Origin of the sequence: Niallia alba (assembly GCF_012933555.1) — a bacterium.
GTDB lineage: Bacteria > Bacillota > Bacilli > Bacillales > Cytobacillaceae > Niallia > Niallia alba.
In genome coordinates this window covers 2,457,714-2,471,893 of the sequence record NZ_JABBPK010000001.1, presented here as the reverse complement: position 1 = coordinate 2,471,893, position 14,180 = coordinate 2,457,714, and the positions used below count along the sequence as shown (strand labels likewise).

The 14,180-nt window shown below is 35.0% G+C and carries 14 protein-coding genes; 3 read left to right on the top strand and 11 right to left on the bottom strand.

Annotated elements, in window-relative coordinates; translation table 11 throughout:
- Positions 1-37: 37 nt before the first annotated feature.
- Together HHU08_RS11895 and HHU08_RS11890 are read right to left on the bottom strand one after the other, a co-directional pair.
- Positions 38-253 (bottom strand): DUF2922 domain-containing protein, encoded by a 216-nt coding sequence (locus HHU08_RS11895; protein WP_016204857.1) that lies wholly within the window; start codon positions 251-253, stop codon positions 38-40.
- Between the two features lie 65 nt (positions 254-318).
- The gene (locus HHU08_RS11890; RefSeq protein ID WP_016204858.1) at positions 319-540 is read right to left on the bottom strand and encodes a DUF1659 domain-containing protein; all 222 of its coding nucleotides are present in this window, start codon (positions 538-540) and stop codon (positions 319-321) included.
- A 189-nt stretch (positions 541-729) separates the two neighbouring features.
- Between HHU08_RS11890 and HHU08_RS11885 the strand changes: the two genes are divergently transcribed.
- Complete coding sequence (locus HHU08_RS11885; RefSeq protein WP_016204859.1) at positions 730-993, top strand: phage holin family protein; 264 nt, start codon at positions 730-732, stop codon at positions 991-993.
- A 113-nt stretch (positions 994-1,106) separates the two neighbouring features.
- On the opposite strand, the gene HHU08_RS11880 is transcribed toward HHU08_RS11885, so the two are convergent.
- The 4 genes from HHU08_RS11880 to HHU08_RS11865 all read right to left on the bottom strand — a co-directional run bounded on the left by HHU08_RS11880 (position 1,107) and on the right by HHU08_RS11865 (position 4,947).
- Positions 1,107-2,795: a methyl-accepting chemotaxis protein gene (locus HHU08_RS11880; RefSeq protein WP_016204860.1), complete on the bottom strand. Its 1,689-nt coding sequence runs from the start codon at positions 2,793-2,795 to the stop codon at positions 1,107-1,109.
- Positions 2,796-3,029: 234 nt separating this feature from the next.
- Entirely contained in the window at positions 3,030-3,503 is a 474-nt protein-coding gene (locus tag HHU08_RS11875) for a CcdC family protein (protein WP_016204861.1), read from the bottom strand.
- Between the two features lie 173 nt (positions 3,504-3,676).
- Positions 3,677-4,036: a response regulator gene (locus HHU08_RS11870; RefSeq protein WP_016204862.1), complete on the bottom strand. Its 360-nt coding sequence runs from the start codon at positions 4,034-4,036 to the stop codon at positions 3,677-3,679.
- A gap of 206 nt (positions 4,037-4,242) precedes the next feature.
- Positions 4,243-4,947 carry a cytochrome c biogenesis CcdA family protein gene (locus HHU08_RS11865; RefSeq protein WP_016204863.1) on the bottom strand — a complete coding sequence of 235 codons (705 nt, stop codon included), beginning with the start codon at positions 4,945-4,947 and terminating at the stop codon, positions 4,243-4,245.
- A gap of 217 nt (positions 4,948-5,164) precedes the next feature.
- Between HHU08_RS11865 and HHU08_RS11860 the strand changes: the two genes are divergently transcribed.
- On the top strand, positions 5,165-5,365 hold the full coding sequence (locus HHU08_RS11860) for an aspartyl-phosphate phosphatase Spo0E family protein (protein WP_016204864.1): 201 nt from the start codon (positions 5,165-5,167) through the stop codon (positions 5,363-5,365).
- A gap of 630 nt (positions 5,366-5,995) precedes the next feature.
- Here HHU08_RS11860 and HHU08_RS11855 read toward each other — a convergent pair.
- Both HHU08_RS11855 and HHU08_RS11850 read right to left on the bottom strand, forming a co-directional pair.
- Positions 5,996-7,807: an ABC transporter ATP-binding protein gene (locus HHU08_RS11855; RefSeq protein ID WP_016204865.1), complete on the bottom strand. Its 1,812-nt coding sequence runs from the start codon at positions 7,805-7,807 to the stop codon at positions 5,996-5,998.
- Entirely contained in the window at positions 7,800-9,554 is a 1,755-nt protein-coding gene (locus HHU08_RS11850; protein WP_016204866.1) for an ABC transporter transmembrane domain-containing protein, read from the bottom strand. The genes HHU08_RS11855 and HHU08_RS11850 overlap by 8 nt, the downstream gene beginning before the upstream one ends.
- A 530-nt stretch (positions 9,555-10,084) precedes the next feature.
- On the opposite strand from HHU08_RS11850, the gene HHU08_RS11845 reads away from it, so the two are divergent.
- The gene (locus HHU08_RS11845; RefSeq protein ID WP_169187606.1) at positions 10,085-11,422 is read left to right on the top strand and encodes an ISLre2 family transposase; all 1,338 of its coding nucleotides are present in this window, start codon (positions 10,085-10,087) and stop codon (positions 11,420-11,422) included.
- 181 nt (positions 11,423-11,603) lie between these two features.
- Here HHU08_RS11845 and HHU08_RS11840 read toward each other — a convergent pair whose 3' ends face one another.
- From HHU08_RS11840 to HHU08_RS11830, 3 genes are all read right to left on the bottom strand, one after another.
- A complete protein-coding gene (locus HHU08_RS11840; protein ID WP_169188335.1) occupies positions 11,604-12,941 on the bottom strand; it encodes an ISLre2 family transposase in 1,338 nt (445 codons plus the stop codon).
- Between the two features lie 190 nt (positions 12,942-13,131).
- Positions 13,132-13,668: a hypothetical protein gene (locus HHU08_RS11835; protein WP_016205026.1), complete on the bottom strand. Its 537-nt coding sequence runs from the start codon at positions 13,666-13,668 to the stop codon at positions 13,132-13,134.
- 213 nt (positions 13,669-13,881) lie between these two features.
- The gene (locus HHU08_RS11830; RefSeq protein WP_016205025.1) at positions 13,882-14,100 is read right to left on the bottom strand and encodes a YneF family protein; all 219 of its coding nucleotides are present in this window, start codon (positions 14,098-14,100) and stop codon (positions 13,882-13,884) included.
- Positions 14,101-14,180: the final 80 nt, after the last annotated feature.

Sequence of the window (14,180 nt, the reverse complement as noted above, 5' to 3'; positions counted from 1 at the left end):
TGTTATTAGCCCCATAGTAATAATCCTCCATTATTTCTTAGATTTCATAATCAGTGACATTTCTTTCAACCAAACGTATCCCTTTGACGGCTGCTAATTCTCCATTATTGGACGTAAAAACATTAGCGGCTATAATACTTTGCATAACTGTTAATACTTGTTCTGAATTAACTGGTTCTATAGGACTTTCAAGGGATAGCTTTGACGACTTCCCATTATTTGTTTCAAAAGTTAATTCTAATGTTTTTGCCATTCAAAATTCTCCTTTCTTCTATTTTAATAGTGAAACAATAGTAATCTCCCTTGCTGTGGTACTAATTAACCTTCGATAATTTCTGATGTGTCATTTCTTTCAACAGAATACAAAGAATAGGTTACTAATGATGCTAGTCCCTGAGCTACAGCTAAGATTTGTTCTGGAGTTGCCGTTTCATTTACATTTCGAAACGTTTTTGTAACAAGATTTGGATCTCCGTTTTCTTTAATACCATTCAGAAACATCAGCTTCAAACTAGATTCATTCCAATGAACTTGTGCCATCTGCCTCACCTCCTATCACCTTTTAAATAGGCCAAACAAAGAAAAAAGGACAGTTTTCGTCGAAAGAAAGTCGGGGATTTTTTATTATAATGGTTCAAGGAATTTTTAGGGGGCAATGGTTATAAAAACAATCATATTTCCTGCTTTCACATATGCTAGCAATATAGCATTAAAGGAGGGAAAGATGCTTTGGAATGGTTACAATCTTTTTTACTTGGTCATTATTATATATTGGTACCCGTTCTCTGGGTTATTGGCTATGCGCTGAAACAAACGCCAATTATCCCTGATTGGTCCATCATTTGGATTCTTCTCCTAGCTTCTAGTGTATTAGCAACTTTTGCCTATGGATTCACATTTGAAGCTATAACAAATGGAATCATTGCAGCAGGTGTATCTGTCTTTGGACACCAACTTGCAAAACAAACTATTCAAAAAGATAAATCGAAATAATTTCCCATATAATAGGAGTAGGATAAGTGTATGTTATGGCAAATACGAGGTGAAAAAGAGTCACCATTCATTTTGTACGTAAAATGAATGGTGACTCTTTTAGTTATGTCTAATTATAGTTTAAAATGGGATACTGTCTTTTGTAAACTAGAAGCAATATCCGAAAGCTTTTTAGCAGAATCTGTCATTTCTGTCATCGATGCAAGTTGTTCTTCGGTTGCAGCAGATGTTTCTTGTGTATAAGAAATACTCTCCGAAGATATTTTATAAACACTTTCCATAATTTTTTTCATTTCTTTACTATTCGTTGATAAGTCTTCTATTTCCTTCGTTACTTCTTCAACATTATCCGATACATTAGAAATAGACTGCAAAATCTCTGTAAAAGCAATATTCGTTTTTTCCGTTCCTTCTAAGCCTTCATTTACAATTGTACTTGTTTTATTCATACCATCAACAGCAAGGCCTATTTCCTTCTGAATGCTATCTGTAACATTTTGAATTAAGTTTGCAGAATTACTGCTCTCTTCCGCCAATTTCCTAACCTCATCGGCAACTACAGAAAATCCTTTTCCATGTTCTCCTGCTCTTGCAGCTTCAATTGCCGCATTTAATGCCAAAAGATTTGTCTGCTCTGCCACTGTTGTTATTAATTCTGCAATTTGCCTAATTTCTGCAGATTTATGTTCCAGCAATTTTATAATTTCTGATGAATCCACAACAGAATGACTAATGTCCTTCATTTTATCTACAACATCATCAATAGAACGATTGCCATCTTGAGCTTTTCGCATTGCCTCTGACATTTTTGTTTTCATGGCAATACTGCGCTCTGTGATTTCCTCCATGCTTTTATTCATAAGATCATAATTTTGAACAGCAACTTGGAATTGGTTCATTTGGCTCTCCACCTGTACAACCGATTTCTCGGAAATACTTGAAACTTGTTCCGCAACTACAGCTGTTTGTTTTGCACTGTTTTCCATTTCCTCACTGCTTAAACTTACCGTATTGGCTGTCTCTCTTACTTCTTGAATGATATCCGCCAGTTCATCATTCATCTTAGCCAGTGAACTTACCATTTCTCCAAATTCATCTTTTCTTTTCCCTTTTACTTCTTGTTTTGTTAAGTCACCTGCACTTACTTTTTTTATGATAGAAGAAGATTCCTTCATCCCTCTTGCGATTGTTTTACTAATCCAAACAGCAATAAGAATCGCCGATAATATAGCGAATGCACTTAATCCAATCACAATATTAATATAAACCTTTGTTTCACTAGCTACTTTGTCTCTTATTTCACTCATTTTAGTTTCTTCGTATTTAATTAATTGATCTGTTTCATTACTAAACTCTGTCCGAATGTCATTAGACTGAGTAATCAAATCGAGATAATTTTCTTCATTTTCTAAAATCTTTTCCTGCACTGCCTTATCACCAAGAACTAAAAAATCTGCTTGAAGCTTTTGGATACTCTCAATAAGTTCTTTGCTTGTAGTATCATTATCCATATTACTTAGTGTATTAAAATCATTTACTAGTCGTTTAGAACTACCATCATAATTTGTTAGATAAGAAGTTTCTCCTGTAAGCAAATAACCATTTATTCCATCTGATTGAAGAAGCATGTTTATTTTCATGTTTTTCAAGATGATAACCTTATTTACCTGTTGATCAATGACACTTGAATAGTTTTTATCGACCTTAGCAATTTGTGTATTGGAGAGAGTAGTAATTAGTAAAATACATATAATAACTAAAAGAAATCCTAACCCCAACTTTTTCGTAATCGTAAATCTCATTTCAATCTCCCTTCTCCCATCCATTTAACACTTATAGAAGTTACATCCATTTTATAGATTCTTCTATTATACAAGTAAATAAGACTTTATGACTAGTGAATTTTCTGTAAAAAATCTTTTCTCTCCTTAAATATTACCAATATGTTGGATACTATATAGGAAATAATTTTATGCTTTCAAAACAAAAACTAGCTAGATTTCTTTCTAAACCAGCTAGTTTGATTAAATATATTATTAATTTGTCGGACTTAAATTCTTTGCTAATTTCTTGTAATTGATATACATGGCAATTCGCCATGGAACAATCATACAGAAAGCTAGCATCCAGAACATGCCACCTAATGGGCCAACATCGATTGAACTGCTTAATATAAATTTAGCAACAATTCTAATTGCTAACAGTCCAAATAATATATAGATAAAAACTTTTGAATTAATTAAATAGATATCATTTTCTTTGATTTCAAATTTTGTTGTTTTAATTAACAAAAATGAAAATATGATACCAGCAATAGCCGCTTCTAGTATTTCCTGTCCGGTAATTCGAAAATAAGGAAAGACAAACATTAAAGCACCAGTACTCATAAAAAATGGTGGGAGAATAATTTTTTTAGGTGAAACGGGCTTCGTAGCCGCTTTCATTCTCATAACCGTAAAAAAGACACCCATAAACACTGCAATAACTGTTGAAATTATGACAGAAGTCATAGAAAAACCCCTTTACTTACCTTTTATCAATTCCATTACAATACATTTAATCTTACCATCAAGATTACTAACCTGTCTATTTTTTATCTATCTTTATCAACTAGTTAAACATAGGGATTAGAGATAAAAAAAACGGATACGACTCGAATCATATCCTTTTTGCATTTCGTTAGTTATCTTAACACCCGATTTATTGCATCTAAAACTCTTGTATCATCAAAAGGCTTCACAATAAAATCCTTAGCACCAGCTTCAATTGCTTCGACTACCATTTTTTGTTGCCCCATTGCAGAACACATGATAATTTTCGCCTGCGGGAATTCCTTCTTTATTTCTTTGACAGCGTCTAATCCGCTCATCTCTGGCATTGTAATATCCATTGTGACCAAATCCGGATCCAATTCACGATACAATCTTACTGCTTCCTTGCCATTTTCACCCTCACCAACTACTTCATGATTTGATCTAGTTAATATATTTGAGAGTGTCATTCTCATAAATTTTGCATCATCCACAATCAATATTCGAGCCATCGTACTTCCTCCTCAACACCAAAAAACAATCTCTAATAGTAATATATATTTCATAATACTTATCCAATATAGCGAATCTTTTTGATAATTTCAATCTATTTTGTCACATAAGTTGACAAATCATGGTATGTAGGTAACTTAAATCACTCTATTTCAAAAAATCCTCCTTACCCTCTTAATTCCTATTATACAGCAAGCTGAATGGATTAAAAACCTTGAAAATCACCAAAAATTGGCGAAATGACTCGTGTGAACCATTTCATCCCATCTATATATAACAGGAATCCCATGGCAATCATACAGTAGCCCCCAAATTTCATAAAATGAACACTATACTTCTTTAACTTGTTCAGATGAGAGATAAAGAAAGATAGAAGGATAAATGGCAATGCGAACCCCAGAATGTAACCTCCTAAATAGAGCAAGCTCGTTTCTGGGTGAAGACTTGCTAAAGAGAGGACTGTTGCTAGAATTGGTCCATTGCATGGTGTCCATCCTGCTGCAAAGCTTAAGCCAATTAGCAAAGAGCCTAAATAACCAGTAGGTCTAGATTTAAATGAAAATCGGTATTCTTTCATGAGCCATTTAGGTTTTAAAACACCACTAATGATAAGACCAAAAAAGACAATCGTGATTGAACCTATCTTTCTAATTTCCTCATGATAAGATTTAAAATAGGTTCCAATATAAGTAGAACCAAATCCAAGTGCAATAAAAATAATAGAAAATCCTAACAGGAATAATATCGTATGTATAAAACTATTATTTTTAAATAATCTATCCTCTTCTAGCTGCCCTATAGACATTCCAGTAATATAAGATAAATAGGCTGGATATAATGGCAAACAGCATGGAGAAATAAAGCTTAAAAAACCGGCACCCAAAGCAATAAATAAGTTTATATCAACCACTTTTTATCTCTCCTTTTCCCCATTTCCTATATCTATATGCTTGTTCCATCTGTTTATGTATTTCTACGATATTTTTGCATTTACTTCCAAAAATAGATATAATTAAGTAAATTAATTTTCACACTAAAATATCACGTTACCTAAATATTCCTTTCATCCTTATTAGGAACAGGTAATCAATTAGAAGTAGAAATAATAGACGGAAAGGAAAATTACCATGCTAAAAAAGCAATTACTTACTCAAATCGAATTAAAGCGCACAGAGCTTATTGAAATTGCTATGAAACATGGTTTTTCATCTTCTTCAGCCATTATATGCAGTCAAGAATTGGATGTATTACTAAATAAATATAATGAAATAAGTCTAAAAAAAGACTATCCTAACTTTCAAACATCAAAAGAACAATGGAATATTTAAAAGAATAAGTAGGAAAAAGAGGAAAAAGAGGCTGGGAAATAAGTATTCCAGTCATAGATAAACCCGAACAACTATCAAAGAATCCTAAATGATTGTTCGGGTTTTATTAGTTTTATAAAAGGCTGTTTCAGTACAGTTAGTGTTAATATCCGCAGCCTGAATACACTTCGCTTTCCATGGGGCGAGCGCCGAGCCGCTTCGGCCTATGGCCTGCAGGGTCTCGGACTTTCTCGCAGCTCCCATAGGAGTCTACGTGTATTCAGGCTGCTCCATATTTCCTACTAATTCATTTTTTCTAAAAAAACAATATTTTTTAGGGAATTGCCTTTAAAAACAGAGTGGAATGGAGCGGAAGACACTCGACTCCTGCGGGAAGTAGAGCAAAACCTAAGACCCCACAGGCTTTAGCCGAGGAGGCTTAGGTTGCTCCCCGCGGAAAGCGAGTTTCTGTAGCGCAATGGAACGAATTAGTTTTTACACTTGACTATATTTAAAAACATAAATAACCATTGTATAAAAGGAACCTTTATTTAAGTGATAAATTAGAGATTGTTCGTCTTTACAGATTGGCTATCTAGTTTTGTCCCAGCCTCTTTTTCTGAAATGAGACTTACTATATTGATTGTTTTTTTAAGTGAGTTCTACTTTATGCTCCACTGTTTCTTCAATAGAATCTGCTGCACCATTTTGCAGAAGATACATTTTATAATATAATCCTCTTTGTTGAAGCAACTGTTGATGATTCCCTCTTTCCACAATATTCCCTTTATGAAGAACAAGAATTAAGTCTGCATCTTGAATAGTAGAAAGACGATGGGCAATCGCTATCGTTGTTCTGCCTTTGCGCATTTTCGATAGAGCGAATTGAATAGCTTCTTCTGTTTCTGTATCAATATTCGCTGTCGCTTCATCCAAAATTAAGACTTTCGGATTCGTTAATATTGTTCTGGCAAATGCGATGAGCTGACGCTGACCACTTGAAAAAGCAGAACCTCTTTCCACCACTTTATGGTTATATTGATCTTCTAGTTTTTCAATGAATTGATTTGCTTGCACAAATTTAGCTGCTTCGATTACCTCTTCATCAGTTGTTTCCATATTATATAGACGGATATTATCTTTTACTGTCCCGTAGAATAGAAATGGATCTTGAAGAACCAAGCCCATTCTTTCCCGTAATTCAGACTTGTTAAAAGACTTTAATGATTTTCCATCAATAAGAATGTCACCTTTTCCAAAATCATAAAACCTCATAAGTAAATTTACAATCGAACTTTTACCACTTCCTGTATGCCCTACTAAAGCAACCGTTTCCCCTTCTCTAGCAGTAAAGGAAATGTTTTTCAGAACATCTTGTTTACCATCATATGAAAAAGTAACATTTTTAAATTCAATAACACCATTTTTGATTTTATTTTCCCTATTAAGAGCAAGGCTTGGTTCTACGTCCTCTTCATCTAAAACAGTAAATACGCGAAACGCAGATACGATAGCTTGCTGATAAAGGGATAAACGCATCATCATATTATTGACAGGTTCAAAAAAACGGTCCAAATAACTTACAAATGCATATAACACACCAATTTCAATAGGATTCGCAAACGAAGATATACCAAAATAACTTAAAACAAAAATAAGCCCAAGAACGTAAACAAGATCGATAGCTGGTCTAAGCAATAGCCCTTCAAGCTTTATATTACGCATTCCCGCATTATAGTGCTTTGTATTGATATCATCAAATTCAGTTTTTAATCGCTTTTCTTGTCTAAAGACTTGGATTATGTTCATCCCTTGTAAAGATTCACTAAGCTTTGCATTCAATTGGCTTAATCGTTCTCTTATATCTTGATAGAAGTTCGCACTGTATTTTCGATACGTATAGATGATAAATCCAAGAATTGGAAGTAAAATTAAACAGATAGCACCTAGCTTAACATTTAAAACAAACATAGCGATAATAATTCCAAAAATCATGAATCCACTTTGGATAAATGTTGCCAGGACACTGACAAACATATCTTTAATCGCTTCTGTATCATTTGTTACTCTGGAGACGATACTTCCTGCCGGTATTTTGTCAAAATAGCGGAGTCCAAGTGTATGAATCTTGGTAAACACATCGACTCGAAGCTGTTGAATAATATATAAAGCAATTTCTTGAAACTTAAATAATTGAAAATACATGATTACAACATTCATTATCTGAATTAGAATATAGGTTATTCCTAATACCATTAATGGCTGTACTTCTAAATTTCTTGGTGTTAAATAATCATCAATAAAGATTTTAATTAAATATGGTCCTGCCAATTCTCCTAATGTCGATAATAATAACAGACCAAAAGCGATCATTACCGCTTTTTTATGTGGTTTAATATAACCCAATAAGCGAAATAATACTTTTCTTTGCTGTTCACTCGTCAGTTTAATTGTCTTATCCATTTGTATCCCCCATGCTGACCATTACTTCTAAAGCTTGGCGGTGGTACATTTCTTTATACCATCCAGTTTCCTTTACCAGCTTTTGATGGTCCCCACTTTGAATAATTTGCCCTTCATCTAATACAATGATAAGGTCTGCATGTTCAATAGCACTTAATCGATGCGATGTGATAATAGTTGTTTTCCCTTCTCTATTTGCTCTTAAAGCTTCCAGAATGCTTTCTTCTGTTTTTGCATCAACTGCTGATAAAGAGTCATCTAATATTAGTATTTCTGGATTCATAAGGAGTGCACGTGCAATTGAAATACGCTGCTTCTGACCGCCAGATAGCGAAACTCCTCTTTCACCTACTACCGTATCATATCCATCAGTAAACCCGAGGATATCCTCATGAATATTTGCCAAGACTGCCGCTTGATGGATTTCTTCCTCTGAAACATTTGGATTAGTGAAAGCAATATTTTCTCTAACACTAGCGGAAAAAAGAAAATGTTCCTGTGGCACATACCCAATCGAAACTCTTAATGCATCCAAGTCTATTTCTTTTATTTCCGTTCCATTAATCATAATCTTTCCATTATAATGATCGTATTCTCTAAATAACAATTTTAAGAGCGTTGTTTTCCCTGCTCCTGTTTTCCCAACGATCCCAAGTGTTTGCCCTCGTTTCAAACAAAAGTGAATACTTTTTAGAACATCTACTTTATTGTTATAGGAGAAAGATTTCAAATCATAGACAATATCCCCTGCTGGAGGCGTTTTGATAGCACTTGCCTGATTGATAATATCAACCTTTGTTTCTAGCAAAGCCGTGACACGATCATACGAAGCTCTCCCTCTCTCCATAATATTAAAGAGCCATCCAAATGCCAGCATCGGCCAGATAAGCAGACCAAGATAAGTGGTAAAAGAAACGAGTTGCCCCAAACTAAGCTCTCCATTAATAACGTAACGTGAACCAAAAACGATTGCTAAAAAGAAAGAAATACTGACAATAATGGAGATTGTAGGATCATAAAGTGCATCCACACGAGCTACTTTAATATTTTTATCCACTACATCAAGAGAAGATTTACGAAAGTCTTCTACATCTTCTTTTTCTTGACCGAAAGTTTTTAATACCTTTATGCCAGAAATACTTTCCTGTGTCTTATCATTCAAGGAAGAAAAAGCAGCCTGCGCTTGATGAAAATATTTATGTATTAAAGAACCATAATAACTAGTTAAGATAGCCATTAACGGCATTGGTAATAAACAAATAAGCGTAAGCTTCCAGCTAATTGTAGTTGCCATTGCAATAATAACAAATCCGCCAGTTGCTAATGAATCTACTAAAGTAAGAACTCCCTGTCCTGCCGTTTGTTGAATCGCCTGAATATCATTTGTTGCATGGGCCATTAAGTCTCCTGTTCGATTTCGTTGATAAAAGGACTGAGACATCTTCGTAAAGTGACTATATAGTTGATTTCTCATTAATTTCCCTAGCTTTACAGCAGAGCCGAATATCATTACCCGCCAATAATAGCGAAGCACATACATTGCTAATGCGGAAGCAACTAAAACTCCTAACCACTGTAATAAATTGGACCAATTCAGTGTTCTTCCCTGAATATGATCAACAACAATACCAACAATTCTTGGGGGAATTAGCTGCAGTACAGCAACTAAAATCAATAGGGAAATTCCTCCTAGATATGCTTTCTTCTCCTGCATAAAATACCATTTTAAATTTAAAAAAACCTTCAACCATATACACCTCTTATCTGTTAGCAACTAAATATGTAAAAATACCCTTCATTAGTTTAGCAAAATATTTAGGAACTGGAAAGAAATTTTATTATATTTTCAAAATATTTAATGGAGTGAAAATATTGTTTCTTTTTGTTTTTGATTTTCATTAAAATTTTTTCTCTATTAAGTAAGCTTAACTGCTGACTCCACTATCATGTTCTTTAACCCCCTTCTTATTGATAAGTTCTCCCTGTACCCGAATATACGTTCTGTTCAAATCTAGTTTATTATTGTCTTAGTTACCTGTCAACAAAAAACAGAACTTTTGTTCGAATAATTTATTATCATGTTTTTGCTGTATGAGTAAAATGTTTGTGGGAGATGTTGTACCCTGTTTCTCAATGGATGGGGCGTAGATCCATCCATTGAGAAACAGGTCACCAAACGGAAGTGCGGTAGATGGAAAATAAAATCAAATGAAAAAAGGACTCTCTTCTTGTATAGTAAAGTCTGCGAAAACCACAAATACAAGGAAGAGGAGTCCTATGAAAAAAGATACCATACAATTACCCACATTAAAAGAACTGGAAAAAGATTTATTTGTTATGCTTCAAAAGACATTTGGTGAAGTTCTCACGAAGCAACTCGAAGAAATGGATCAACAGATTGCAGAAAATAGAGATAAAAAGAGATTTTACCTTCAGGATAAGCGAGCCGTAGAGATGGATACTTCATTCGGTTCTATTATCATCAATCGGAATTACTATAGGGACAGGGAAAAGGGTGGATACGTTTATCTCCTTGATCACTATTTAGAGTTTGAGGGGTCAAAAGGTTTCAGTCCCCTAGTTGAAACGATGGCAATGGAAATGGCAGTTCAAGGTACATCCTATCGTCATGCTTCCTCCATGATTGAGAAACTTCTAGGTTACAAAGTAATCAGCCATGAGACTATTCGTCAACACCTTCTACAAACAGAAGTTACTTTCGTCAAGCCGACCGACCAATTGAGGAAAGTGCTCTTTGTAGAAGTAGACGGACTATATGTGAAAAGGCAACGTGGAAAACGACGTGGGCGGGAAGAAAAGATTGCTTCCGTACATGAGGGCTGGATAGTCAACGGGAAACGAACATCCTTAATCGCAAAACGTCACTATGTCCACAAAGGTAAAGAAGCGTTCTGGGAAGGATTTGAGCAGTTCTTAATAGATAATTACAACTACAATCCGAGTGAACATCACCTCGTAATTAATGGGGATGGAGCCCAGTGGATTACGGCTTGTCAGGATCACTATAAGAATGCATTCTTTGTCATCGACCGATTCCATGTAGCTCGTGAGGTTAAAACGCTTTTCAAAGGCCATAAGAGATATAGAGTCATTCGTAAGAAACTGGCTCAATATGATGCGAAAGGATTCCTAGTGGAACTTAATAGTGCAGTTGGTACTCTTGAAAACGAAAAGAAAGAAGAACGGTTAGAAGAGTTCATACAACAGCTGTCAAAATATCCTCAGGCCCTTGGAGATTATCGCGAATGGTTGAAGGAAAAAGACATAGACACAAGCCACTATCGTCCAATGGGAAGTGCGGAAGGAACGATGAGTGTATTCGCTAAACGGCTTAAAAACGGCCGCAGCTGGTGCGATAAAGGAATACAAGCATTTATTGACTTTATGGTTGGTATGAAGGATGAATTAGAAATCAAGACGATTTTAGGACGAATTAACCCTAACGATCAAACCGCTTCTGTTTCTCAGCCAAAATATTATGTGGAAAAGTTAAAGAGTTCAGTCGGAGAGCTAACAAGAAATAATTTATCATATTTAAATCGGCAAAAAGGAAAGCCGATATACCATGCTTTACAAGCCTTACGAGGTTTTTAAAAAATGAAGGAAATGAACAAAAACAAAACTAAATTGTTTAGATAACGCTTTCATTTAGGTGGGAAATATAACTAAATAAGAGGGGAGTTTTTTTAGCTCCCTTTTTTATAAAGTAAAACCTCTAAGTTTGTATCCGCTTTCCAATTGGTTTTGTTCTTCCAACTGTTGATTCTCTCATTTTTTAAAAACCTTTTAATCCCTGTAAGGCAAAGTGAACGGGTTTTCCAATCGCTTGATTTAAGTATGGCATGTTCTGACGCACGGTTTCTGTTACTAATTTTGTGGGTATTTTTCTTTTCGCTCGATGCTCTTTCTTTGATTTTTCCGTGGCTTTTTCCCATTTCCCATATATCGTTTGGATGGATAGGTCATCCTTCAATCCAATCCACAAGCGCGCCATGCTCATGACTCCTTTTTTGCTCCATGCTCTTCCATTCTTTAATCGTTTGGCTAATTGATTCATCATCGCCTCTGCACTTCCCATTGGACGATACGCTGTCGTGTCCACACCTTTTTCCTGTAACCAACTACGGTAATCTTTTATGGTTTCCTGATGATGCGTTAAAAAGGCAAGGAAATGCTCTAGTTTTTCTTCTTTTTCTGGTGTATCCATTGTTCCTACTGCGCTATTCAACTCTAGAAGTAATGTTTCTACCTGGTAGTTTCTTAACGCTCTTTTCATGTAGCGGTATCGAGGATGGCTCTTCATTAGTTGCTTCATCGAACGAGCGACATGAAAACGATCCATGGTGAAAAAGGCGCGTTCCCGAAAATACTCCCGACATGCCGTTATCCAGCCTGCTCCATCACCATTAATAATAAGCAAGGTTTGGGTAGGATCATACGCATAATGATTCTGTAAGAACGTTTCAAAGGCTTCCCAAAAGGGTTCTTTTCCTTCATAAAGAAAATGCCTTTTATTTCGGAGCCTGATTCGCTTTCCGTTTTCTTTCCATCCCTCGTGTACAGCGGCGAATTTCAACTCCCATCCACGCTTTTTCTTTTCTTGACTCTTCACATATAATCCATCTACTTCGACAAACAATACCTTTTGAAAAGGGCGTTTTTCCTTAGCGGGAAGTACGCTTGTTTGAAGAAGATGTTGCCGTAATGCTTCGTGGCTCATCGCCGAATAGCCTAAAAATTGTTCGAACGTTTCCACCGCCTTTCGATAGGAGGAGCCATTCGTCGCTAGTTCTAACCCCCATTCTTCTAGTAGCGGACTAAATCCCTTATTCCCCTGAAACTGTAAATAGTGATCTAATAGACAAATATATTTTTTAGTCACACGATCAAAATAATAATTACGCTTCAGCTCCACAGCTCCAAACGCTGTATCTAATCGTATTTCTCGTTTATCACGTAAAGCAAATCTTCTTTTGTCTCGTTGCTTGGCAATCTCTTGATCCCAATTTTCTAACGTTTGAATAAGGATTTCTTGAAACGTCATTTGTAGTGTTCGAAATAAAGTTTTTTCCAATTCTTTTAATGATGGCATTTTTATGTTACATTGATTCATGAGAGCCTCTCCTTTTCGTAGTTTTCTAGTCAAACTCTACTTTACAAAAGGAAGCTCTCTTTTTTAATACTTAATTTTTTCCAGCTACCGCGCTTTCGCTTGGTGGCCTTTTTGTCTAGTTGGGGGACTCGTCCCCCAACTAGACAAAAAGGATATTTATTCTCCCACAAACATTTTACTCATACATCAATCACTTTTCTTCATTCATACGATACAACAATCGATCTACGTCTTCTTTAGATAAAAGGAGTTTTTTGCTGTTTTTTCTCTCCTCCACTTGATTAAGATATTCTTCATAACTAATAGGAACTTTCTTTTCTTCCGCATCTTCTAAACTATTTATTGACTGAACCAAAGATGAATGTTTATTCTCAACATTCTCATAACGAAGAATTAAACGACTAAAATCGCTAAATTCCATATAATCACCTTGTGCGATGAGAATGAAGTACTTAAAACATATACTTATTAATTTCAAATCATCCCCACTGTAAATTGGGTTTTTACTGTATTCTATTTTTCTTAATGAGAAAATATATTCCAAATCTTCTTCTATCAATCCTTCTTTTAACATTTCATTTCCATATTGCATCACTGGGACTAATTTTAGATCAGTGTATGACTCCACTTCGTCATCTAGATTACTTCGTCCTACTTGCCTCGATTTATAAAGGATGTATGCCATTTTAGTGTATAGGCTTTCTAGTCTAATCTGGTATGTTAACATACTAAATCTCCTTTTCTTTTATTTCCTTTCATCCTTCACTTCTGTTAGTATATAAAATTCTGTAAAAACAAATAAAAACCATATTTTCCTGCTGTGTATTCACAGAAAAATATGGTTTAAGAAGTTTTGATGAGATTACCATTTATTTATAAATAATGACTGAATACTCTCCTATCAAATCAGAAAAATAGGCTTTGCTACTAGCTTGTCCTATTATTTTCCTTGTTGTTTGTTCATCGCTGTCATCATTTGATTGATTTTCTTTTGAGAAGGTTTCATTCCCATTTGCATCATCATCATTTTTAACATTTGCTCGTTAATTGGTGGGTTTTTCTTTAAGTAGTTCATCATGTATTTACGCGCAATAAAAAATCCGATAACAATACCGGCGATCAATGCTACGACAATACTCAACCAAGCGTACCAAGGCATATCTTTTTTCCTCCTTCATGTTGTCTATACTTTAGTGTACTAGACCAGATAATATTATACAATATCTGTTACAGAATTTC

Bases quoted from the DNA above. Each gene is read 5' to 3' on its own strand.
- HHU08_RS11870 (WP_016204862.1), bottom strand. From the start codon at position 4,036: ATGGCTCGAATATTGATTGTGGATGATGCAAAATTTATGAGAATGACA.
- HHU08_RS11860 (WP_016204864.1), top strand. From the start codon at position 5,165: ATGCTAAAAAAGCAATTACTTACTCAAATCGAATTAAAGCGCACAGAG.
- HHU08_RS11835 (WP_016205026.1), bottom strand. From the start codon at position 13,668: ATGTTAACATACCAGATTAGACTAGAAAGCCTATACACTAAAATGGCA.
- HHU08_RS11875 (WP_016204861.1), bottom strand. From the start codon at position 3,503: ATGACTTCTGTCATAATTTCAACAGTTATTGCAGTGTTTATGGGTGTC.
- HHU08_RS11895 (WP_016204857.1), bottom strand. From the start codon at position 253: ATGGCAAAAACATTAGAATTAACTTTTGAAACAAATAATGGGAAGTCG.
- HHU08_RS11830 (WP_016205025.1), bottom strand. From the start codon at position 14,100: ATGCCTTGGTACGCTTGGTTGAGTATTGTCGTAGCATTGATCGCCGGT.
- HHU08_RS11880 (WP_016204860.1), bottom strand. From the start codon at position 2,795: ATGAGATTTACGATTACGAAAAAGTTGGGGTTAGGATTTCTTTTAGTT.
- HHU08_RS11890 (WP_016204858.1), bottom strand. From the start codon at position 540: ATGGCACAAGTTCATTGGAATGAATCTAGTTTGAAGCTGATGTTTCTG.
- HHU08_RS11855 (WP_016204865.1), bottom strand. From the start codon at position 7,807: ATGGATAAGACAATTAAACTGACGAGTGAACAGCAAAGAAAAGTATTA.
- HHU08_RS11840 (WP_169188335.1), bottom strand. From the start codon at position 12,941: ATGAATCAATGTAACATAAAAATGCCATCATTAAAAGAATTGGAAAAA.
- HHU08_RS11845 (WP_169187606.1), top strand. From the start codon at position 10,085: ATGAAAAAAGATACCATACAATTACCCACATTAAAAGAACTGGAAAAA.